The sequence below is a fragment of the Niabella sp. CPT15-335-S11 genome (assembly GCF_058792415.1).
Window position 1 is genome coordinate 790,773 of the sequence record NZ_JBYTEI010000002.1, and the last position, 23,152, is coordinate 813,924.

Genomic DNA, 23,152 nt, shown 5'->3' on the forward strand with positions numbered 1-23,152 from the left:
GTTGAAATTGATAAACTGAGAATGGTCAGACTGCCGATAATGACTGGATTTTCCATCTTGAGTTGACTCAGATCAATAAATTAATTATCTAATATCTGGTTACAATTTGTTAACATTTGTGTTAAAATCGTAACGCTTTATTCCTTTTATTTGCAGCATGAAAAAATTAACATTTTCTATGAAAAAATTTTATCTTTTTATTACTGTTTCACTTTTCCTGGTTGCAGGCATTCAAGCCCAGGTAACGACCAGTAGTGTAACAGGGAGTGTAAAGGGACAAAACAATGAGGCACTCATTGGTGCCAACGTGGTATTGACTCATGTTCCTACCGGTACCATTTATAATACGACCTCAAAAACCGGAGGGGTGTTCAATTTTCAGAATATTAACCCTGGGGGTCCGTACTCGCTGGTAGTTTCCTATGCGGGGTATGACGCGTATAGCCTGTCGGATGTCAACATTCCGCTGGGTGACGTTTATGAAGCCACCGTTACGCTGAACTCAAGTTCACAACAACTAAAAGAAGTGGTGGTGCTCGGATCGTCAAAAAACCAAAGAATGGGAGCAGCCACGAGTATTTCCCGGACTCAGATCACCAACCTTCCAAATATCAACCGTAGCCTTCTGGATGTTACCAAGCTTACGCCGCAGTCCAGCGGTAGCAGCTTTTTAGGCATGAGCAGCAGGTATAATAACATTACGGTTGACGGCTCAGTTTTCAATAACAATTTCGGCCTTGGCTCAAACCCATTACCGGGTGGCGCTTCTCAGCCGATTTCTATTGATGCGATCGATCAGATCCAGGTAAACCTGGCGCCCTATGACGTGCGGCAGGCCGGCTTTACCGGTGCAGGTGTAAACGCGGTAACCAGAAGAGGTACTAATAATTTCTATGGAACCGTTTACGACTATTGGAGGAATCAGAGTTTTAATGGCCGGACGGTGGACGGTTATAAATTGCCGGCTGCGCAGCAATCAAGTTCCAACATCGTTGGTGCCAGCATCGGGGGGCCTATCATCAAAAATAAGCTGTTCTTCTTTGTGAATGGTGAATACGAAAAAAGAATGTATCCTGGTCAGAACTGGGTTCCTTCCAAACAGGTTGGCGACCCAAATCCCAATGCAGTACCGAATGTATTGGAATCGGATATGGTTAAGTTAAGCGATTACCTGAAGTCTAAGTACAACTATGATCCAGGTACTTACTCCGGTTATAAATTTAATACGAAAAATACAAAGTTCCTTGGACGTATTGATTGGAATATTAATGACAATAACCGTTTTTCAATCCGGTATAACCAATCTGAAACGTCTGACAACAACCTTACCAATACGTCCAGCGGACCAAACCCGCGGCTGTCAAACGGAAGAGTTGGAGGAAAAGCTGGTGGACTTAATTTTTCGAATGCAAACTATACGCAAAACAACAATGTATATTCTGTTGTTGGTGAGCTGAACAGTAAAATCAGCAGCACTGCTTCGAACCAATTTCTGGCATCCTATACAAAGATCCATGATTTCAGAGCAACCCCGGGTCCTCAATTTCCTTTTGTTGACATCATGCGGGATGGTAACAATGTGCTGATGAGTTTTGGTTCCGAGATCTATTCTTATCAAAACTATGTAAAGAACAATACGACGAATATTGCTGATAACTTCTCATTGAACCTGGGGAATCACAACCTGTTGGCCGGTGCCAGCTTTGATTATATGACCTTTGAAAATTCCTTTGCCAATTACGGCGGTCAAAGCTACTATCGCTTCGCTTCTTTGCAGGACTTCCTGGATAATAACGCGCCAACGGTTTTTGCGATCACGTACAGTAATACAAACAGGTCTGGTGTAGAAGCAGCGAAAGCAAAATTTGCCCAGCTGGGATTTTACCTGCAGGATGTATTTACGGTGAATGACCGGTTTAAACTGACCTATGGCGCAAGGTTTGATATGCCGTTCTATCCAGGTAATAAAGTCTCCAATGACACACTGTATGCCATTCCCCTTCGTGATCCTTCGGGCAATGAATTCAGAGCGAACGTCGGCACCTGGCCTAAAGCCAGATTATTGGTTTCCCCCAGAGTTGGCTTTACATATACCGCAGGTGAAGATAGAAGTTGGGTGATCAGGGGCGGAACAGGCCTTTTCACCGGAAGAATTCCATTTGTGTGGCTGGTGAATCAGTCCTCCGACAATGGAGTGCTGAATACAACGGCTACTTATAACTCAAATATGAGTAATTACCTGTTCAATCCCGACAGGACTTCGCACGTACCCCAGACGCTGCCATCTACTATTGGAATAGTTCCCGGTGCTTACTATAGTGTGACCGCACCGAACTTCAAAATTCCGCAGGTTTGGAGAAGCAACCTGGCAGTTGACAAGAATTTTGGGGATGGCTTCACGGCGACGCTTGAAGGTATCTATTCAAAAACGATCAACGGGGTATTTCACTACAATGCCAATTTAGGAGATAAAGGTGGCCAACGGACTGGATTTGGCGGTGACAATAGGTATCTGTGGAGTAGCAAATACACACCAAAAGTTGGGCAGGTTTTCGTTATGGACAATACGTCAAAAGGCTATTCTTACGCGCTAACTGCACAACTTGCGAAAAGATTCGCCAGGAATTGGCAGGCGTCCGTTGCCTACACCTATGCACAAGCAAAGGATGTATCGCCTAATAATGGAGACAGGTCTCAAAGCTCCTGGACTCAAAATACCATTATTAATGACCCCAACAATCCTGAATTGGGATACTCGGCTTATAGCATCCCGCACCGCGTAGTTGCATATGCATCGTATAAATTTGAATATTTGAAGAAGAACCTTGCAACGACCATCAGTCTGTATTACTCAGGCTCAGCACAGGATAGGTACTTGTACAGATACGGGGGGGATATTAACGGAGATGGAGCTACCAATGACCTATTATATATCCCAGAATCCAGGAGCGGACTGGAACAACAGTTCACTGCTTCATATAGCGTGAAGCAGCCTGACAATACTACCAAGGTTTATACTGCTGCCGATCAGGCGGATGCCTTTTGGAAGTTCATTGAAAACGATAAACAACTCAGGAACCGCAAGGGACAGTTTGTTGGGCGCTACGATGCACTGCTGCCTTGGGTAAACCAGCTTGATCTTCGGATTCTGCAGGATATTACGCCGACTTTTGCGGGCAGGAAGCACACTTTCCAGGTAAGTTTGGATATGAAGAACCTGCTCAACCTGATTGATAACAGTTGGGGAAACAGGTACACCTATAATTATGGCGGATATTCTGACCAGGGTGTATTGGGATGGGACAGCAAATTGAAAAAGTATTCTTTTAATCCTGAGGGGAGTAAAAGTATTTATAGTAAATCAAACAGCTTTGGCAGTACCTGGAACATGCAGTTAGGTATTCGTTATATCTTCTAGTTTACTTTTATATAATGTAATTATTAAACCGGCCGATGGCCGGTTTTTTTTACAAATATTTTTCAAGCGCAAATTTCCCCCATTAGAAGATCCAGATTGCAGCACTTCCTGAAAAGAAAAAAAATTTTTTAGTCCGGACAAATGTCCGTATATTTGGGACAAATTACAAACAATGAAATCCTCAAAGAAGAAATACAGTACACCGCCTGCTTCAGGTAACCAGTTGCTGGAGCCGGCCGTTGACTATTACACTGCGCAGGAAGGCAACTGGAACTCCCTGAAGCTAATGGGGTTGGATACCGAAGACATTTTTAAACCCGTTGAAAATACAGTAGATTTCATCAATCGGATCCGCGAGGGAATTCCCAAAGCTGCACTGGACCACCTGGCAGCTATTATTGGGTTTTCAGGTGCAGAGATGGCAGGAATTGTACATACCTCAGACCGCACTTTACGGCGGTATTCGCCGGATCAAAAACTTACTGCGGATCAGTCTGAGCGCATCGTAGAACTTGCAAAGTTATATGCGCGGGGAGCCGAGGTTTTTGACAGCCTGGAATTATTTAAAACCTGGATGTCAACACCCATAGATGCACTGGGCGCTAAAAGACCCAATGAGTTTTTAGATACTTCAATGGGAATAGATCTCCTGATGGATGAACTGGGTCGCATTGAACACGGTATATTCGCGTAAAGTTTTTCAATTCCACAAATCCGTCAGGCATTAAAGAATGAAGGTTTACCGAATCAGCAAATGTAATTACGTTGATGATCTGAGTGGTACGGGAGCATCGCGTTATCCGGGCCGCTGGCATAACAAGGGAACTTATGTGCTTTATACAGCTTCGTCACCATCGTTAGCTATGCTGGAGAGCCTGGTTCATATTTCTACAGTCATCAAGATTGAACTTTGCATGATTTGTCTGGAGATTCCCGAAAACAGCATCGTTGAACTTACAGCGAACCAACTTTCAGAAAACTGGTTTATTAATCCTCCACCGGATAATCTGAAAATAATAGGCGACCGCTTTGTTCAGAACGAGGAATTTCTGGCACTTAAGGTCCCTTCAGCAGTTGTGCAGGAAGAGTATAACTACCTGCTGAACCCGGCCCACCCTTTTTTCAATCGGGTTAAAGTAATTTATTCCAGGCTGATTCGCATGGATGAACGATTGTTGAGAGATAGATAGCAACCCATTTTGGGGGAGGGCTGCTCTCTCCATATCATGGTGCAGATCCGCCTCTTTATATACCTATAATTTTTTGGCAGCTATCAGAGTGAGCCTTCTAAATGTCCTGGTAAATCCTGCGATCTTAAGCACCGTATTTTTACAATTTCATGCAGATAACGGATCAGGCGACAACTAACTTCGACCTCAATTTCCGGTTATCTTTGCTACCATGACCACTGTTCGTGAACAAGAGATCACCATTTATACAGACGGCTCCTCCAGGGGCAACCCCGGTCGGGGTGGCTATGGAGTCGTCCTGATGTACGGTAAACACCGGAAAGAACTGTCGGCCGGTTACAGGGTGACCACCAACAACCGGATGGAACTCCTGGCAGTGATTGAGGGGCTGAAAGCGTTGAAGCAGACAGACATTCCCGTCACCATTTATTCGGACAGCCAGTATGTAGTCAACGCGATCAGTAAAGGCTGGCTTAATAATTGGATCCGGACTGATTTCAAGGGTGGTAAAAAAAACCGTGACTTATGGTTACAGTACCATGGATTAGCCAGAAATTTCCAGATCAGGATAGTTTGGGTGAAAGGCCACGCAGAGAATCCCTATAATAACCGCTGCGACCAGCTTGCTACTGAAGCTGCTGATGGTACTAGTTTGTTAACCGACAAAGGATTTGAAAATGCGCAGTAGGGAATTTTTTGAAACGTTCAGAAATAACAAACGGCGGCCAGCAAAAAACTCAGATCCCCGGGCAATGACTGACGATGCTGATCATAAAGGATCCGCCCGCTGTGGGAGTGATCATATCGGATCTCAGGTATCAACGTAAAATGCCCGCTGCGCAAGTTTGCCGATAAGGTATTCGCGAAGACCGGGTCTACCTCCTGGTTGCCGTTGATAGATTTCAGGTGAAAATAATCATTAAAATATTCACTTCGCCAGGTTAGGCCTGCCCATTCCGCGAAATCATAATTGAAATACAGCACGCCACTCCACCAGGACTGTCCCTTCAAGTTTCGCTGCAACTGCCTGTCCCACGCTTCAATAATTGCATAAGCACCACTAAATCCAATCGAAAACCTGGAGTTCACCGTGAATGACCCAGCCAGATCGACCTGGTCGGACCGGGAAGTATCAGGCGCCTTCCCTCCTGTGTAGTTTAAATAGAGTTTAAAATTCTGTGAAGGTGTGAATCGATACTGAGCAATCAACGTTTTTTTGTTCAATTGCCCTTCCGGGACTAAAATATAATCCGAAGGGTTGGTCACACCCAGCATCAGGCCCTGCTTTTCTGTGCCATACTCGACTTTTAAACCGGTGTGAAAGAATGGGCTGTGACTAAATAGATAGCTCATACTGTAATTTCGGTTCGACTGTGGATCGAGCACCTCGTATCCGAGGTGTGTGGCAAATGTGCCGGCCGTGAATTTCAGCGACTTAATTGGTGAAAAACTCAAATAGACCTGTTTGATGGCCTGAGATATACCCGTTTGGGTATATGTATACTCGCGAACACGGGGTCCAAAACCCAGATCGGCCACCAGATCCAGTTTTTTGGTCGAATATTGAAATTTGACGCTGGCCATCCCCAGGGTGAATTGATTTTGGGTACCTGTAAAACTGGTACCAGCCGCACTTTCTGTCTGGACCGGATGAAACTTATAATAAACATCTGCCGAGCCAGAAATTTTCACTTGATCTTTGTGACCCGTCTCCACAGAATCCAGATCAGCCTGGGCATAAGAAACAGCATAACTTATTACTAACGAAAGCACTGCCAATAATCGGATACCCGGCTTCCGATCTTTGTAAATGATTTGCCAACTTGTTGATTCTGCTGAAACAGCGTGGATTTCCCCGCTCTTTGACAGATTTAAGGGTAATATCTTTCCTGAAGCTAACCCGAGAGTAAAAACTGAACGATAGATGCCGGGAAACTCACTTTTTGCGGTACCTCTTGACAAAATCATAAACATTATTTTTATTTCGATATTACATTTATCAAAATAAAATTAGTACATTTTATGTATTTCTGCGAATATTTTGTATTTTTTTTTGATCATCATTGAAAATTCATTTATTTGTCAGGCAATAACATTACATATTTATATTCATAATATTCAATTTGTACCAGAATATCGGCTGGATTTCGCGTTTACCGAAACGTAAAGAGTACTCAAAATTAACGGGTGGCCTTCCCGATCCGGATTTTCACGGTATCGCAGGATTTCTGCTCGGTTTCTGATAGACTTGGTGTAATAAATGGCAAAAACCATTTGCCAGCGAGGCGGGAATTACAGAGAGAACGTTAGTAACTGCATGGAAATCAGCGTGGCGAACCGTCTGGTTTCCAAAAAAAGCAGTACTTCAGAAGGTAGTAAAAAATAGTGTAATTCATTGGGTCATTCAGATCGTAACTTAATGGTTTTTGAAGATCAAGTCCCGTTCCCTAATATGGTAAAACGTAATCCATAAACCAAACGCAACATTCCGACGGTATTTATTTTCGACTTCGCTTATTGAATTCATTTTGCAGAACGGGATGCAGCGCTTACCTTTGCAGCCTTAAAAAATAAAAATGGCAAATACCTCAGATATCAGCCGCGGAATGATCCTGAAATTGGATGGCAACCTATATTCTGTTGTGGAATTTGGTGAAAACAAGACCGCAAGGGCCGCAGCTAAAGTCTGGGCAAAGCTGAAAGGTGTGGACAATAACCGTTCCATTGAAAAAACCTGGAATTCGGGCGATTTGATTTACCCTGTAAGAGTAGAAAAGAGAGAGTACCAATATCTTTACCAGGATGAAACGGGTTACAATTTCATGGACAATACCACCTTCGAGCAGATCAGCATCCAGGAAAATATGATCGATGCGCCACAGTTCCTCAAGGAAGGTCTGGAAGTAGCTATAGCTATCAATACAGAAACTGAACAACCCGTCAGTGTGGAATTACCGGATAAAATTGTTATGCTGGTAACTTATACGGAGCCAGGACTTAGGGGCGATACAGCCACGCGTACTCTGAAACCGGCAAAGGTTGAGACCGGGGCTACCGTGAGTGTACCTCTCTTTGTGAACGAAGGGGAAAAAATTCGTATTAATACAAAGACCGGGGAATATGTGGAGCGTGTAAAAGACTGATAACGAAAAATCGTAAATAATGGCTCAAAACATAAATTTTTTTGGGCCATTTTTGGTCATATTCCCCCTTATATTTCAAAAATGGTTCTGTTTTCATTTCTTTATGGAATTGAAATACTTACCTTAGCCATTCTTTATTATATTGCTGGTTTATCATATTGCTTCGAATAAATTAAAACCAAATACCTGTCAAATTGAAAAATATGGATTTCAGACAGATTCAGGAATTGATCAAAATGATCAACAAATCAAATATCGGTGAGATTACCATCGAGCAAAAGGATTTCAAGATTTCAATCCACCAAAAACAGGATGCTGTTCAGGCAACCCAAATAATATCATCCCCTGGACAGCCCTACCCGGTCCATTTACCGGCACCTCCGCCAGTAGTCCAGACCGCCCCTCCTCCCGCCTCGATGCCTGCCGCCGAAAAAACCAAACCAGCCGAAAGCGCTCCAAATACTATCACAATCAAAAGTCCCATGATCGGTACGTTCTACCGAAGGCCAACTCCCGACAAACCTAATTTTGTTGAAGAAGGTGATATCATCGGCCCAGGCAAGATCATTTGCGTCATCGAAGCCATGAAACTGTTCAACGAAATCGAAAGTGAAGTAAGCGGAAAGATCGTGAAGGTACTGGTAGATGATGCCTCCCCTGTTGAATTTGACCAACCGTTGTTCGTGGTTGCCCCCTGATGCCACGTTTTTGATTGCACCATAAATATTTTATTGACCTAAACGGAAATTATTTATTGTGTTTAAAAAGATATTAATTGCTAACAGGGGTGAGATCGCCTTGCGCGTTATCCGTACCTGTAAAGAAATGGGCATCCAGACAGTTGCCGTGTACTCTACCGCCGACTCGGAAAGCCTCCACGTAAAGTTTGCCGATGAAGCTGTCTGTATTGGTAAACCGCCCAGCTCAGACTCTTACCTGAACATACCCAACATAATGGCCGCATTGGAAATCACCAATGCCGATGCTGTACACCCCGGCTACGGGTTCCTGGCTGAAAACGCCCGGTTTGCAGATATCTGTAATCAGAACAGCATTAAATTTATTGGGCCAACCGCGGATATGATCAACAGTATGGGCGACAAGGTCACTGCCAAAGAGACCATGATCAAAGCGGGTGTTCCCGTTGTCCCGGGCTATGAAGGACTGCTGGAAAGCAGTGACCACGCGAAACATGCAGCAAAAGAAATCGGTTATCCGGTGATCCTGAAAGCAACAGCAGGCGGTGGTGGCAAGGGCATGCGGATTGTTTGGGAGGAGCAGGAAATGGACAAAGCCTTTCAGACAGCCAAAATGGAAGCCGCTGCTTCTTTTAAAAATGACGGCATCTATATTGAAAAATTTGTGGAAGAACCCCGGCATATTGAAATCCAGATTGCCGGAGACCAATATGGCAATGTAAGCCACCTAAGCGAACGTGACTGCTCCATCCAGAGACGCCACCAAAAACTGGTGGAAGAGTCGCCTTCCCCATTCATGACCGATGAACTACGCCATGCTATGGGCGAAGCCGCTAAAAAAGCAGCGGCGGCCATCAGTTATGAAAGCGTAGGCACCGTGGAGTTTCTGGTGGATAAACACCGGAATTTCTATTTCATGGAAATGAACACCCGTATCCAGGTAGAACATTGTGTTACAGAGGAAGTGATCAATTTCGACCTGATCAAAGAACAAATCAAAATTGCTATGGGTGAGAAAGTGTCCGGCATTGATTATGTTCCGCAAATGCATGCCATAGAGTGCCGGATAAATGCTGAAGATCCCTACAACGACTTCCGGCCCTCGCCCGGTAAGATCACCACCCTGCACGTACCCGGCGGACATGGTGTTCGCGTCGACAGTCACGTCTACGCCGGATATACTATTTCACCTTATTACGATTCAATGATCGGCAAACTAATTGCCATCGCCCGCACGCGCGAAGAGGCTATTGGCACGATGAACCGTGCACTCAGCGAATACATTATTGAAGGCGTTAAAACAACGATTCCCTTTCACCAGCAACTGATGCAGGATGAAAAATTCCGGAGCGGTGATTTCAACACCAAATTCATGGATTCGTTTGTTCTCAGGAAGTAATTTTAAAGTCAGAGGCGCTCCAGGAAGCGCCTCTGACTATTTTATCCGGATACCCGTTAATTCTGAAAAGGATTATCTTTTTCTAAACCAACGGCCCGGTCTTCCCTTTTGGATAATTTACAAACCGGCAATCAGCTTTTCATTCAGCTTTACGTAGTCTCCATTTTTTGCAGCCTTCGCCAGCTCAATAGATTTCTGGGCTGCTGCTCGGGCTTCTTTCTTTTTACCCAATTTGGCAAAGGCTCTGGCCTGTTGATAGCTGACCCAGAAAGCGTCCGGCTGGGCTTCCGCAGCTTTCGTCAGCCATTCAGCCGCCTTATTCGCATCTTTTCCATTTTCCAGGTAATAATAGCCGGCCTGGAAATAGGCAGGTTTCTCCGACTTCATCGAAGCATCGATGGACGCCATCACTTTCGTGTCGACATCAGCCTTAATCGGCAGGAATACCATCACGTCAGCCCACCTGATATGGAGTTCACAACTTTCCGGCTTTACATTAGCGAATTGCATCGTAAAAGTTTCCGCCTTTGCCGGCGTTTTCATTACTTTAGACTTTACCCGCACAACATCATCTTCCGGCTTGTAAGCTGAAGGACTAGTCACATCGGTCTGTTTAGAAATGATCAGCGTCCATTCCGCTTTATCCGGAATTGACAGCAGGCCGTATTTACCCGGCGCGATCTTTTTGCCCCCTATAATCACCTCATCTCCAAAAGTAAGCGTGGTAGCGCTGTTCGCACCGGTTCGCCAAACCTCGCCGAAAGGAACCAGGTCTCCAAAAATATTTCGTCCCTTCATTCCCGGCCGGCTGTAGGACAGCTCAATAGATGAAAGTCCAAAATCCTGCTTGATTGTTTGGCTGGGACTCGGGGCCGGCGTTTTGATTTGTGCCCAGCCTGATGTGGTGAGCAATAAAAGGGCAATGGGAAAAAAAAGATGTTTCATCATGGAATGTTTTGTTTTAGTGCGATTATGCAATTGATTTAAAAGCTGCAACGGATGTTTCTCGGACGGCAATGAAAAATTCTTTACTTCGATTTCAATCTACTAACTGTATGCCAATTCTGTCTCAAATGTAGGTATTAATCTCCGAATCATTTATGCTTAAATGATGGATGGTACATTTCCAGCGTCTTCCTCAGAAACTCCCGATCCAGGTGAGTATAGATCTCTGTAGTAGTAATACTTTCATGACCCAGCATATCCTGTACGGCCCTGAGGTTAGCACCACCTTCCAGGAGATGCGTAGCGAACGAGTGCCTGAATGTATGCGGCGACACTGTTTTTTGAATGCCAGCTTTCGCAGCCAGGTCTTTAATGATCAGGAAAATCATAACTCTGGTTAGCCTTGCCCCCCTTTTATTGAGAAATACAAAATCTTCGTTGCCAGGCTTAACAGCCACATGCACACGGATCTCCTTTAAATAAATGTCCAGGTACTTAATGGCCGATTTTCCCACAGGGACCAGCCGTTCCTTATCCCCCTTGCCAAGAACCCGGATATATCCCACATCGGTGAATAATTGTGAAATACGCAGGCCGACCAATTCGCTTACCCTCAGTCCGCAACTATACATAATCTCCAGTATCGCCTTATTCCTACCTCCTTCAGGTTTGCTTAGATCTACCGCGGCAATAATGCGTTCTATTTCTTCGAAACTCAGCACATCCGGCAGGGAGCGCTTTATTTTGGGAGATTCAAGCAACAAAGTAGGGTCTGCCTCAACGATTTCTTCCAGTAAACAATATTTATAAAATGCACGGATCCCTGAAATGATGCGAGCCTGGGAAGATGCCATCATGCCCAACTCCGCCAGGCCCTGCAGAAATTGCTGGAGATCTTTCAGGTTAATATCGGCAGGTGTGCCGGATCGGCCAAAGCCTTCCAGGTGGGCAGTCAGCAGGTCCAGATCATGCAGGTAGGCACCGGCCGAATGGGCCGACAAGGATTTCTCCAATTCAAGATAAGCCTTAAACCCTTTCCGGTAGGATTCCCACATTTGAACCTGCCTTATTTTTTAAAAGTGAGCGGATTATTATGTTCAACAATCTTTCCTGCTACCTTAAGTTTCGCGTATATCTGGGAACGAGTAATATGTACGGTGTCAATCAGGGAATGAATATTATCATAATCTATCTCCCTTACACCGGTATCTGTGAGTAATTGTTTAGCAACAGAATCGGTAGCCATATCCTGAACATATATAAACGTATTGTCATAATAAGCCACGAGCCCCGGCTCCACATTATACTTCGGATCAAAGCTGTTAATGGCGCTGGTGTATTTGCTGGTGGTACCGGCAGCATCGAAAGGCAGCCGTAGGAGGAAACCGCGGCCTGTACCGCAATCATTAAATTTGATCCAGGCTGCTTTGTTATCGATAAAGTCGCAACTGATCATTTTTGCTGATGGCCTGACGTCCCTGCCGATAAACTCGTTAAAAACAATATCCTTAATAACGCCCATACCCCCTTTCTCCCAATGAATAGAATCAATCTTGCAATCTTTGAAAGAAATGCTGACGAAAGGCTTGTCTTTTGACTGGCTTTCAAACTTCAGTGGCTCCGACAGGCAGGTGGTATCCTGACAAAAAGGTTTCTGCGCGCCATCCCCGCCGCCTGTCTTACAACTTGCAATGGCAGCAGTCACCAACAGCAAGGAAATCGAAAGTCTGAGATTCATGTATAAATTTTTGTGTTTTGATAACCGTAAAGATACTCTTTTAAGGCGCCTTTACAAAAAGACATCTTCTATCAGAAAGAAATCCGGCGTTTGTTTGCCATTAAAGCTGATAGACAGAATATCATAACGGATCCATTCATAGCCCGGATGCTGCTGCAGGTATTCATGGGCTGCTTTCTGCAGGTATTTGAATTTCTTTTTGGTTACGCTATCTTCCGGGTAACCGTATTGATTTGTGGACCGGGTCTTCACTTCTACAAAATGCAGCCTGCCGTCTTTCTTCGCTACGATATCCAGTTCATATTGTTTATGGCGCCAGTTCTGATGAAGAATGGTATAACCTTTTGAAGCCAGGTATTCCTTCGCCAGGTCCTCTCCTTTCTTTCCGATCTCATTATGTGTAGCCATTTTTTTATCTTTACCCCAAGATAATCAAAATTTGTATGTCAAAATTGGCGAGTTTATCAGGTGATGTAAAGCACTATGATTGGGGCGGAATTCATTTTATTCCGGATTTGCTCCAGGTTGAAAATCCACAAATGGAGCCTTTCGCGGAATACTGGTTGGGGCAACACCCGCAGGCTCAATGTACGCTTTTTACTGAAGACCGGCAAGAAGTCCTGTTAAGAGACTTTATCAATGAGGCGCCGGGAAAATTGTTAGGAGAAAAGGTATTTGAAAATTTTGGTGCGCTACCCTACTTGTTGAAAATACTGGATGTGCGTGATATGCTTTCCATCCAGGTGCACCCGTCGAAAAAAGATGCAATAGCAGGGTTTGAAGAAGAAAACAGGAAAGGAGTTCCCCTCAACGCACCAAACCGGAATTATAAAGATGCCAACCATAAGCCCGAACTGATGGTGGCTTTAAGTCCATTTCACCTGTTGCACGGATTTAAACCTGAAGATGAACTTAAAGATATTCTACAAAGAATTAAAGAACTAAATATATTTCTTGCTGTTTTTAAGAATGAGGGGTATCGGGGACTATACAAGATGGCCATGGAATTGCCTCAGGAAGAAGTAAACGAGTTGCTGCACCCACTGCTAACCAGGATCATTCCTCTTTATCAGAAAAACGAATTAAAAAAATCTGATGAGAATTTCTGGGCGGCGCGCGCCGCGTTGACTTTCGTGCGATCGGGTGGATTGGACCGGGGAATTTTCTCTATTTACTTCTTCAACCTGGTGCATCTGCAAACCGGCGAAGCTATTTTTCAGGATGCCGGTGTACCACACGCTTACCTGGAAGGTCAGAACGTTGAGATCATGGCCAGTTCTGATAACGTGCTGCGCGGCGGACTTACCAGCAAGCATATTGATACCGTGGAATTGCTGAAGCATACCAGGTGTGAAGCTACTCACCCAAAAATCCAGAAGTATGCTGCACATCGGACCCATCGTATCTATAAAACGCCGGTCACAGATTTTGAACTTAGCTCCTGGTCGCTGAAAAAAGGTGAGGAAATCAGTATCCAGTCTATAACTTCAGAAATCTTTTTGCTGACTTCGGGTGAGGTGCAGCTGAAATCTGGAAAATCAAAAGCAGATTTGCGTCAGGGGCATATAGCGGCTGTCAGCTTTTATGGCGCTGAAATTACGATTCGGGCTACAACAGATGCGGTATTGTTCCGGGCAAGCGTACCAGATAAATCTTAGGTTGAACGTGTCGGAAGCGTGCTCTTGCAATTTGAATTATTGGAATTTGCAAGATCTTTTACTGCTTTTGAGGTCTTGCTCGCAAGCAAATCTGTATAGTAGTAATCATTTTGTGAGGTGACAATACGGGGTTATTGCAGGTCCACTGCACAATTGACCCATTCACCATCGAAGGATGCGTTATATTTTCTATAGAAATTTATCGCGGCTTCGTTCCAGTCCAGCACCTGCCAGACCATCCGGTTCAGGCCTTTTTCTTTGGCTTCCTGCAGAAGCCTTTCAAAAAGCAAGGTTCCGATTCTCTTTCCCCGCATGTCCTCCGTTACAAGGATATCTTCCAGGTACATTGCCTGACCTTTCCAGGTGGAGAAACGGATATAATATAATGCAAAGGCGACAATCCGTGATTCACCGGATTCATTTCCCGGGACCTCAGCAACAAAGGCCCACCAGACGGGCTTGGGCCCGAAACCGCTTTCTCTGAAATGAGTGAGGGTGATGGTGACTTCCTGCGGTGCCCGCTCAAAGTGTGCCAGTTCCCTGACTAATTCCAGGATCCGTCCGCAGTCCTCCGCCCTGGCACGGCGTATTTTTATCCCTGCTAAGTTGTTATCTGATACGTTCATCATAAAGTCTCTTATTTTCCTGGTCAACACAAACAGACACCACACATTGAAGGCTGGTATCCTCAGCCAGAACGGTGAGACAACGGACTTGCCGGGAAGCCAGGCCGTGTTCGGCGAAAGGCGATTATTTGGGATCGTAGGCCCATTCTACCAGGGTAGCACCCCAGGTAAATCCGCCGCCAAATGCGGCCAGAACGAGCTTATCGCCTTTTTTCAGCTGATTTTCCCATTCCCATAAACAAAGGGGTATGGTAGCAGAGGTTGTATTGCCGTACCGGTTGATATTGATCATCACTTTATCCCTTGAAAGACCCATACGGTCAGCAGTGGCATCAATAATGCGCAGATTTGCCTGATGGGGTACCAGCCATGCAATATCGTCACCGGTCAGGTTATTTTTCTCCAGGAGTTCAGCACTGATGTCGGCCATTCCCTTAACGGCGAATTTGAAAACCGCCTTCCCTTCCTGGTATATATAATGTTCTTTCCTGGTTACCGTTTCGATTGATGCGGGATAGGCAGATCCTCCTGCTTTCATATTCAGGTACTTGGCTCCGCTCCCATCGCTTCTGAGCAGGCTGTCTTTAATTCCAAATTCATTCGGACTGGGCTCCAGCAAAACCGCTGCGGCGGCATCTCCAAAAAGGATGCAGGTGGTGCGATCTGTATAATCTGTAATGGCACTCATTTTATCTGCGCCCACCACTACTACTTTTTTGTAACGACCACTTTCAATCATCATGGCGCCCGTTGTCAATCCATACAAAAAACCTGAACAGGCGGCAGACAAGTCAAAACCAAAAGCATTGACAGCACCAACCCTGTGGGCTACAAGGTTTGCAGTTGCGGGAAAGAGCATGTCCGCCGTGACAGTAGCGACAATGATGCAATCAATTTCTTCGGGAGCGATACCTGTCTTCTGAATCAGGTTAAATACGGCAGGCGCAGCGAGTTCTGAAATACCTTTTCCCTCTCCCTTTAATATCCGACGCTCCTCAATACCGCTACGGGTACGGATCCACTCGTCTGTAGTATCGACCATCTTCTCCAGATCAAAATTCGTTAACTTATCTTCGGGTATAGAAGCCCCAACCCCGGTAATTGCAGCGGTAATTTTGTTCGTCATCTGTTGTCAAAAATTTAGTGGGCAAAGTTAGTAATAATGGGTTAATAAAGAATAAATTAACAGGGTGTGTTTGAAGCAGACCTCGGGCATTCAATAGCCTGCTGGCGGGGCATGCGGATATTGGCGGCCCACCCCTGCGGAGCGAGGGATCTTTGGCTGAATATTGTATTTTCGTAGCATGATAGGATATCTTAAAGGAAAATTTGTGCAGAAAACACCATCGTCCGTGTTACTGGAAGTTGCGGGTGTGGGATATGAAGTCCAGATCAGCCTGAACACCTACACTGCCATCCAGCACCTGGAAGAGGGCCTGCTTTACACTCACCTGCTTATCCGGGAAGATGCTCATCTCTTGTATGGTTTTGCCGATGGGCACGAGAAGGATATCTTCCTTTCTCTGATCGGCGTTTCGGGGATCGGCGCCGGCACGGCCAGGCTTATCTTATCTTATATGAAACCCGAGGAGCTGACCAACGCGATCATGCTGGGTAATGCTGCCGCCCTGGAGAAAATCAAGGGAATTGGCAAGAAGACTGCCGAAAGGACTATCCTTGAATTGAAGGACAAACTGGGTAAGCAGGGAATAACTGTTACACTTCCGTCGGGGACAGTGGCTCCTCTGAAACAGGATGCGCTGCAGGCGCTGACAGCGCTGGGAATTCAAAAAAACCAGGCAGAACAGGCGATACACAAGATTCTGGCAGACGATCCTGCTATTTCACTGGAAGCCCTGATCAAGCGCGCCCTCAAGGGAGTCTGATACCATCAAGAGATCAACTGTAAATAAATTATTAACGGCCAGGGCTATTTTTTCTGGAACAGTTCATCTTTTGTAACAACCTTCACTTTTGTCCCGTCTTTCAATGTCTGACTCACGACGCTATAAGGCCCGGTAACCACTTCATCCCCCACTTTCAGCCCGTTCAGTATCTCGATATAATTGAGATCCTGGATGCCGGTCTTTACCACCTTCTTTTTAACCGTGCCATCGGCCATTCTTAAAAACGCCACCTCTTCCATATCATCGCCGGTATTGTTATCTTTTTTATCTGCATTGGCGGGATTGTCCTTATCTTTTTCTTTTTCTTTCTGTGTATCGGCAAAACTTTTGTCAGTCCCTTTGATCCTTGCGTTAACTGCTCCAATGGGTACCGCAATTACGTGATCTTTCCGCCTCGTTTTAATATCAGCGCTCGCATTCATTCCCGGCCTGAAAGGGAATTTTTTCGGTCTCGCAGGATCAACCAGGTCCTTGTATGAATCCTTTTCCAGCCGGATGCGCACCTGGTAATTGGTCACATCGTTGCTGCTGGTGCTCCCGGTACCAGATTTTACGCTGCTCGCTATCTTCGTAACATAACCAATAAATTTCCGGTTATTGTAGGCGTCAATTTCCACATCCGCTTCATCGCCGATATTGACCTTCACGATATCATTTTCACCCACGTCTACCCTCACTTCCATCGTATTCATATCCGCGATTGTCATCATTTCAGTACCAGCCATCTGGGCTGTTCCCACGACACGCTCACCCTGCTTAATCTTCAGCGATGACACAACGCCGTTCATGGGCGCGGTAATCGTTGTGCGCCCCAGGTTCTTATTAGCCGAGCGCAATCCGGTTTGCGAACTCTGCACACCTGCCTGTAAGCTACGTATATTTTGAAGGCTGGCTTTATAATTCGCCTTGGCTGTGGCAAGGTTGGTTTCATATTGCTCAAACTCGGACCTTGAGATCACTTTGTCGCGAAATAACTTTTCGTTCCTGTCGTACACCTGCTGGGCAAGATCCAGGTTGGCCTTTTGCGCACCCAGCGCAGCCTGGCTGTTAGCAACAGTTGCCTGTGACTGACCTACCCGGGCTGCGGCTTCATCACGCTGCAGCGCATAAATATCCGCATAAACCCTGGCCAACACCTGGCCTTTAACCACGCTGTCACCTTCTTCCACTTTCAGCTCCGTTACCTCACCGCTGATATCCGGACTGATCTTCACCTCAATTTCGGGGTAAACCTGTCCGCTTGCTGTTACCGTTTCCGTTATGGACCGGGTCGCCGCTTTTTCGGTGGTCACCTTAATAATATTCTTGTCTTTATTCCTGATAATGGAAACGACCACCAGTATCGCGATCAAGCCCCCGCCGATCAGCAGCCTTCTCCTCCATTTTTTACTCATAGCCTTGCGTATTTGAATGTACAATTTTCACCATTCGGTTATCATACCAGCCTGGCTTATCATTCCGGTTATAATTTAATGCCCTTGCCTTTATAAAACTCGAGCAGTTTCATCTTAAACACGTAATCATAATGTGCGGAAAGCGCCGTGATCTTGGTCTTGAACAGGTTATTCTGATTCGTGATCAGGTCGATGGGTTTCAGTAGGCCAAGATCAAATCTTTTCCTGGCAAAATCATAGGCCTGCTGGGCAGATTTCAGCGCGATCTGCGAGGCGTTATATTTTTCCAGGGATGCCACCGCATTGGCATGCGCCTGATAAATATCCTGTTTCAGCGTGCGGCCATCCTGTTCCGCGGTCAGTTGCATCGCCTCCTGGTTCAGCCGGGCTTTTTTCCAGTTTATGCGCGATGTACCGGCGTTAAAAATCGGGATACTCAGTGCAAGTCCGATATTCTGGCTGAAATTATTATTCAGTTGCTTGAAATAAGTGTTCTTATCGTAGGCGGTCGGTTGGTTCAGCCTGGAAGTCACCTCATAATTCACACCGTTGACATTGACCACGCCAATGGGTACATTCACCGATTGAAAATGGCTGGGTATTCGTTTTTGAGCATCTGAATACCTGGAGTTCAGTCCGCCAAAGAGGCTGATTGTGGGGAACATGAAGGCTCGCGATGCCAGGGCCTGGTGTTCCGCCGCTCTTAAGTTTAGCTGATTGATCTTTTGTTGAGGCAGATTCTCTCGGGCAGAAGCAAACACTGACGCTGGCTCAAGTTCGGACAGTGGATCCATGGGGATATTCTCCACCGGTGGCGTTTCAATATCAAATGTTTCTGCGGCATCCAGGTTCAGCAGGGCTTTCAGTTGTAGCAGCGAAAGGACGAAATTTGCTCTCGTAGTGATGAGTGTCGCACTGTCATTGGCCAGTTGGGTTTGCATTTCAGCGAGATTCAGTTCCGGCAGCACGCCGGCATCTACTTGTTTAGCTATATTCACCACCTGTTCCCGGCTTTGATCTACCTGTACCATGCTGGTATTGATCTGCTCTTTAGCAAGCAGGGCGGATAGATAGGCGTTTGCTACATTGAGTGAAATATCGTTCCGTGCTTTTTCAATCCTGGCGCCACTTGCCTCGGCTGTGAATTTGGAGGCTTCTGCGCTGTTCTTCTTGCTGAACCAGTTAAAGAGATCTAAACCGGCATCCAGCCCGTGGTTGGCAAAAAGAATCTGGTTGGTGGTAAATTGGTTCGAGGTAGGGTCGATAGAACGTCCGAACTGGTAACCCCCGCTATGCTGGCTGCTGACCCTGGGGTATTGAGCCAGGACATCGCGTTGGTGTGTTAGCCGGTCAATCCGGGCCTGTACATCGGCCTGTTTCACGGAAATATTATGGGCCAGCGCATATTCCACACATCTCAACAGGCTCCATTTCTCCTGGGCCCTTACTAAGGCAGGCATCAGGAGACAAAACCCCAGGACGGTAAAGAAGCATCTCATAGTTTGCAAATGTATATCAGAATTTTATTACAATGGTTTACAGTGGAAAAGGTTTTTTTACCGCTTGTCAGAAAGATTTACTTCTTTTGACGATACCTGAAGAACTATGCCGAAAGTATCACCGGCTGCAATGCTAAAAAACTCACAGACCATTCTCTGCCTCCATCGACCTGAGATCTGAATAGAGTTCCCGGTTATTGACAATATCTGCGTAGCTTCCTTCACCCACTAATTTTCCATCGCGAAGTACGAGAACACGATCGCAGTTCCTGATGGTTGATAGTCTGTGAGCAATAATAATAATGGTCTTACCCTGATCCCTGAACCAGTCGAGCGTATTTCTGATCTGCCGTTCACTGTTTAGATCCAGGCTACTGGTAGCTTCATCCAGTATCAGTATTTCCGGGTCTCTGTAGAGTGCCCGTACGATGGCCAATCTTTGTCTTTGTCCCCCGGACAACCCCGTACCATGTTCCCCTAAAAAGGCGTTATAATTGTTCGGGAGTTTTTCTATAAACTCGTGCGCTCCGGTCAATTTGCTCAGCATCAGGATTTTTTTCATATCTGGCTCGCTGTCACCGATGGCAATATTACTTAGAACCGTTCCTGTAAACAAATCAATCTCCTGGGGCACCACACCAATCAATCGCCGTAAGCTGGGTGTACTGACGTGTTCCAGATCGATATCCCCTATAGTAATACTTCCTTCCTTTAGTGGATATACTTTTTGAAGAATAGCGATTATGGTTGATTTCCCGCTGCCGCTCTCACCCACGATGGCTGTACTCTTTCCCGCTTGTATTGAAAGATTCAGGTGCCGGAAAACTTCCGTCCTCGTACCGTATCTGAAAGAAATATTGTTAAACCGAATGGCCCCCATACTCTCTTTAGAGAGCTCAACTTTTGAGTCGTTATCCGCTTCAATTTCAAGGTCAATAATCTCAAAAAGGCGGTCTGCGGCTATTAACGCGTCCTGAATGTATTTATTTGCACCGATCAGATACCCCGCTGGTCCCGTAAAATACCCGATCAATGCGTAAAAAGACAGTAATTCACCCGGCGATAATTCCCTATTGATCACAAAATAGCTTCCAACCCACAGGAGAATGATCGTAAACCCCCGGGTGACAAATTCAGAAATATTTGCCAGATAAAGTCCGTAAACCCCTGAGGTGTAAATGGATCCCAGAAGTTTTGAGAAGCGGGCTCCTGTCTTTTCATTGGCGTATCGCTCCAGTCCGAACAGTTTGACGGTACCTACAGCATTGAGGCTTTCGACCCAGTGAGATTCAAGTTCAGCACTTTCTTCCATTAATTTACGCTGCCATCTTTTATTGATGAGGTTACTCATAAAATAAATGACTGTATAGACAGGTATGATGGCAAGCATAATCAATGCAAGCTTCCAATAATAAACAAACATTATCAAAATCGAGAATATAATTATAAGGAAATTGACGACCAGGTTCAGCGACACATCATTCACAAATATTCTGATCTTCACAGCATCGTTCACCCGGCTAATGATCTCGCCAACGCGCATAGTATCGAAAAACCTCTGTGGTAAGCTCAAAAGGTGCTTGTAATATCCCAGGATGAGCCGGGCATCAATATGCTGGCCCGTCTGTAGGGCGAGTAAAGATTTAAAGTACCCGATCAGCGTCTGAAACAATAGTATGATCAGCATTGCTATACTCAGGAGATTAAGTAGGCGGAAATTCCCTTCGACCAGCACAAAGTCAATTATCTTTTGCAGATATATCGAAGTGGACAAACCCATTATTGTATAGGCTATTGCACCAATTAAGGCTTGCAGCATCAGCGATTTGTGTGGCCTGATAAGAAACCAGAATCTCTTAACATTCGAAACTTTTTGATTTCCCTGCACAAATTCTCCGCCAGGATGTATTAGCACGATAATTCCGGTCCACATCTTCCTGAATTTGGCAGGAGAAATTTTGTGCAATTGTCCGTCAGCCGGATCCATAAATATTACATTCCGCGGCGTAAGCCTGTAAAGTACCACAAAATGATGAAGCTGGTTTTCCAGTACCAGGTGTGCTATTGCGGGCAGAGGAATTTTAGAGAGACTTTCAAATGGCCCTTTGGCGCCCCTGGCTTCAAACCCAAGCTTTTCGGCAGCTTCAACCAGCCCCAGTACATTGGTTCCCCGCTTGTCTGTTCCCGCATATTGCCTTACCCGACTAATGGCTATTCGCAGTTTATAAAAAGCTGCTACCGATGCCAGACAGGCCGCACCGCAATCAGTAATATCCCTTTGCCTGACTTTAATTCCTTTTCGCATATTAGTCGGATGAAATCGGAAAAAGATTCTTGATTAATATGATTGGGCATTTTGAAAAACCGGACCTGTAGTCCCGGGAAGATTTCTTACCTGTGCTTTGTACCTGGCACAACCCACCCGGGTGCCGCCGGGTTCAGCCAATCGTCCAATTTGTCAAATAATAGTTGCCACAGCGTCCGCTCGGCCACAATAAAACGAGCCTGCAGGGTCAGTCCCTTTTTTAGCTCTCCGGTAAATCCATTTCTGAGAATAAGCCGGGAACTATCAAAACTGCAACGGACCTTAAATACAGGCTGGTTGTCGACCAAGTTGTAATCGTCTTCGATACTCAGAATTGCTCCTTTCAGTGTCCCGAAATAATTGTAATCAAATGCATCGATCTGAAACCGGACCTCCTGGCCCCGTTTAAGCAGACCGACATCCCGCGGAGGCACAAAGCACTCAGCAATCATCGTACTTTCCGGGGAGATTACCCCGATTGTCTCACCTTGTTGCAATATACTACCCTGGTAAATATGATTCAAGCCCTGAATAACTCCGTCAACCGGAGCAATCACGCTATAATTCATCTTATCTGTATCAATCTGCATGCGTTGTAACAATAAACTACCAAGTTCAGTCCTGTACCTCGCGAGCTCCTGCAGCCATTGGCTGTACTGCTCGCTTTTGAATGCCTCATATGTCGCCTCTAACCTCAAATATTCTATTTCTATATCATTCATTTCTTTCCTGGCAATGACCCTTTCCTTTAGAAGCAACCGGCTGAGCTCCAGTTCACGTCCCACTTTTTTCAAAGCTGCTTCGTTCGCGACCTGATCGAACCGAAATCGGCTTAACTGTTGGCGATACACCGGGCTCAATAGAACAGCCTCGGAAACTGCGTTAAGATCCCCCAAGGTTATTCGTTCCAGATCATGAATGAAGTCGCGCGTCTTTTTGATTTCTAACGCGGTAGCATTCGCTTGCGGTCGGGTATTTTTGTCCCTGAGTTTTAACACAATAGCGCCTGCTGTTACCATATCCCCGTCACGAAAATTAATTTCCTGAACTATTCCAGCCACCGGGACTCTCAATTCCGATCGCTCGGTAAGGGGTCTGATAATACCTCGGGCCCTGGTCGAGATCGTTGTTCGCACAAACGCCATCGAGACGATCAGCGCAACTACCACCGCGAGCAGCAGCATATATATTGCTGAAACCTTCTTAAAAACCGGGTAATCATTCCGCATGAA

The 23,152-nt window shown here is 45.6% G+C and carries 20 protein-coding genes; 9 read left to right on the forward strand and 11 right to left on the reverse strand.

Annotation, left to right across the window (positions count from 1 at the left end; translation table 11 throughout):
• Window positions 1–178 precede the first annotated feature (178 nt).
• From AC3WS5_RS09760 to rnhA, 4 genes are all read left to right on the forward strand, one after another.
• Window positions 179–3,418: a TonB-dependent receptor gene (locus AC3WS5_RS09760; RefSeq protein WP_492467130.1), complete on the forward strand. Its 3,240-nt coding sequence runs from the start codon at window positions 179–181 to the stop codon at window positions 3,416–3,418.
• A 172-nt stretch (window positions 3,419–3,590) separates the two neighbouring features.
• The gene (locus AC3WS5_RS09765) at window positions 3,591–4,112 is read left to right on the forward strand and encodes an Xre family toxin-antitoxin system antitoxin (protein WP_492467131.1); all 522 of its coding nucleotides are present in this window, start codon (window positions 3,591–3,593) and stop codon (window positions 4,110–4,112) included.
• Between the two features lie 37 nt (window positions 4,113–4,149).
• Window positions 4,150–4,608, forward strand: coding sequence for an RES family NAD+ phosphorylase (locus tag AC3WS5_RS09770; RefSeq protein WP_492467132.1), 459 nt, complete (start codon window positions 4,150–4,152; stop codon window positions 4,606–4,608).
• A 211-nt stretch (window positions 4,609–4,819) separates the two neighbouring features.
• Window positions 4,820–5,296: a ribonuclease HI gene (rnhA, locus tag AC3WS5_RS09775; protein ID WP_492467133.1), complete on the forward strand. Its 477-nt coding sequence runs from the start codon at window positions 4,820–4,822 to the stop codon at window positions 5,294–5,296.
• A 17-nt stretch (window positions 5,297–5,313) separates the two neighbouring features.
• Here rnhA and AC3WS5_RS09780 read toward each other — a convergent pair whose 3' ends face one another.
• Entirely contained in the window at window positions 5,314–6,576 is a 1,263-nt protein-coding gene (locus AC3WS5_RS09780; protein ID WP_492467134.1) for an outer membrane beta-barrel protein, read from the reverse strand.
• 608 nt (window positions 6,577–7,184) lie between these two features.
• On the opposite strand from AC3WS5_RS09780, the gene efp reads away from it, so the two are divergent.
• The 3 genes from efp (at window position 7,185) to accC (ending at window position 9,848) form a co-directional block, all read left to right on the forward strand.
• Window positions 7,185–7,751: an elongation factor P gene (gene efp / locus AC3WS5_RS09785; RefSeq protein ID WP_492467135.1), complete on the forward strand. Its 567-nt coding sequence runs from the start codon at window positions 7,185–7,187 to the stop codon at window positions 7,749–7,751.
• A 203-nt stretch (window positions 7,752–7,954) separates the two neighbouring features.
• Entirely contained in the window at window positions 7,955–8,449 is a 495-nt protein-coding gene (accB, locus tag AC3WS5_RS09790; RefSeq protein WP_492467136.1) for an acetyl-CoA carboxylase biotin carboxyl carrier protein, read from the forward strand.
• Between the two features lie 58 nt (window positions 8,450–8,507).
• Entirely contained in the window at window positions 8,508–9,848 is a 1,341-nt protein-coding gene (accC, locus tag AC3WS5_RS09795) for an acetyl-CoA carboxylase biotin carboxylase subunit (RefSeq protein ID WP_492467137.1), read from the forward strand.
• A gap of 117 nt (window positions 9,849–9,965) precedes the next feature.
• Here accC and AC3WS5_RS09800 read toward each other — a convergent pair whose 3' ends face one another.
• The 4 genes from AC3WS5_RS09800 to AC3WS5_RS09815 form a co-directional block, all read right to left on the reverse strand.
• Window positions 9,966–10,796, reverse strand: coding sequence for a DUF2911 domain-containing protein (locus AC3WS5_RS09800; RefSeq protein WP_492467138.1), 831 nt, complete (start codon window positions 10,794–10,796; stop codon window positions 9,966–9,968).
• Window positions 10,797–10,942: 146 nt separating this feature from the next.
• Entirely contained in the window at window positions 10,943–11,848 is a 906-nt protein-coding gene (gene xerD / locus AC3WS5_RS09805) for a site-specific tyrosine recombinase XerD (RefSeq protein WP_492467139.1), read from the reverse strand.
• An 11-nt stretch (window positions 11,849–11,859) separates the two neighbouring features.
• Window positions 11,860–12,531: a hypothetical protein gene (locus AC3WS5_RS09810; RefSeq protein ID WP_492467140.1), complete on the reverse strand. Its 672-nt coding sequence runs from the start codon at window positions 12,529–12,531 to the stop codon at window positions 11,860–11,862.
• Window positions 12,532–12,582: 51 nt separating this feature from the next.
• Window positions 12,583–12,939: a YraN family protein gene (locus AC3WS5_RS09815; protein ID WP_492467141.1), complete on the reverse strand. Its 357-nt coding sequence runs from the start codon at window positions 12,937–12,939 to the stop codon at window positions 12,583–12,585.
• 35 nt (window positions 12,940–12,974) lie between these two features.
• On the opposite strand from AC3WS5_RS09815, the gene manA reads away from it, so the two are divergent.
• Entirely contained in the window at window positions 12,975–14,189 is a 1,215-nt protein-coding gene (gene manA, locus AC3WS5_RS09820; RefSeq protein ID WP_492467142.1) for a mannose-6-phosphate isomerase, class I, read from the forward strand.
• Between the two features lie 131 nt (window positions 14,190–14,320).
• On the opposite strand, the gene AC3WS5_RS09825 is transcribed toward manA, so the two are convergent.
• Window positions 14,321–14,818 (reverse strand): GNAT family N-acetyltransferase, encoded by a 498-nt coding sequence (locus tag AC3WS5_RS09825; protein WP_492467143.1) that lies wholly within the window; start codon window positions 14,816–14,818, stop codon window positions 14,321–14,323.
• A 121-nt stretch (window positions 14,819–14,939) separates the two neighbouring features.
• Entirely contained in the window at window positions 14,940–15,941 is a 1,002-nt protein-coding gene (locus tag AC3WS5_RS09830) for a beta-ketoacyl-ACP synthase III (protein WP_492467144.1), read from the reverse strand.
• Window positions 15,942–16,119: 178 nt separating this feature from the next.
• Between AC3WS5_RS09830 and ruvA the strand changes: the two genes are divergently transcribed.
• On the forward strand, window positions 16,120–16,701 hold the full coding sequence (gene ruvA / locus AC3WS5_RS09835; RefSeq protein WP_492467145.1) for a Holliday junction branch migration protein RuvA: 582 nt from the start codon (window positions 16,120–16,122) through the stop codon (window positions 16,699–16,701).
• 44 nt (window positions 16,702–16,745) lie between these two features.
• Here the strand turns inward: ruvA and AC3WS5_RS09840 are convergent, their stop codons facing one another.
• The 4 genes from AC3WS5_RS09840 to AC3WS5_RS09855 all read right to left on the reverse strand — a co-directional run bounded on the left by AC3WS5_RS09840 (window position 16,746) and on the right by AC3WS5_RS09855 (window position 23,149).
• A complete protein-coding gene (locus AC3WS5_RS09840) occupies window positions 16,746–18,116 on the reverse strand; it encodes an efflux RND transporter periplasmic adaptor subunit (RefSeq protein ID WP_492467146.1) in 1,371 nt (456 codons plus the stop codon).
• Window positions 18,117–18,184: 68 nt separating this feature from the next.
• Window positions 18,185–19,615, reverse strand: a complete 1,431-nt coding sequence (locus AC3WS5_RS09845; protein WP_492467147.1) for a TolC family protein — start codon at window positions 19,613–19,615, stop codon at window positions 18,185–18,187.
• Window positions 19,616–19,757: 142 nt separating this feature from the next.
• Window positions 19,758–21,920 carry a peptidase domain-containing ABC transporter gene (locus AC3WS5_RS09850; RefSeq protein WP_492467148.1) on the reverse strand — a complete coding sequence of 721 codons (2,163 nt, stop codon included), beginning with the start codon at window positions 21,918–21,920 and terminating at the stop codon, window positions 19,758–19,760.
• Window positions 21,921–22,006: 86 nt separating this feature from the next.
• Window positions 22,007–23,149: an HlyD family secretion protein gene (locus tag AC3WS5_RS09855; RefSeq protein ID WP_492467149.1), complete on the reverse strand. Its 1,143-nt coding sequence runs from the start codon at window positions 23,147–23,149 to the stop codon at window positions 22,007–22,009.
• Window positions 23,150–23,152 lie beyond the last annotated feature (3 nt).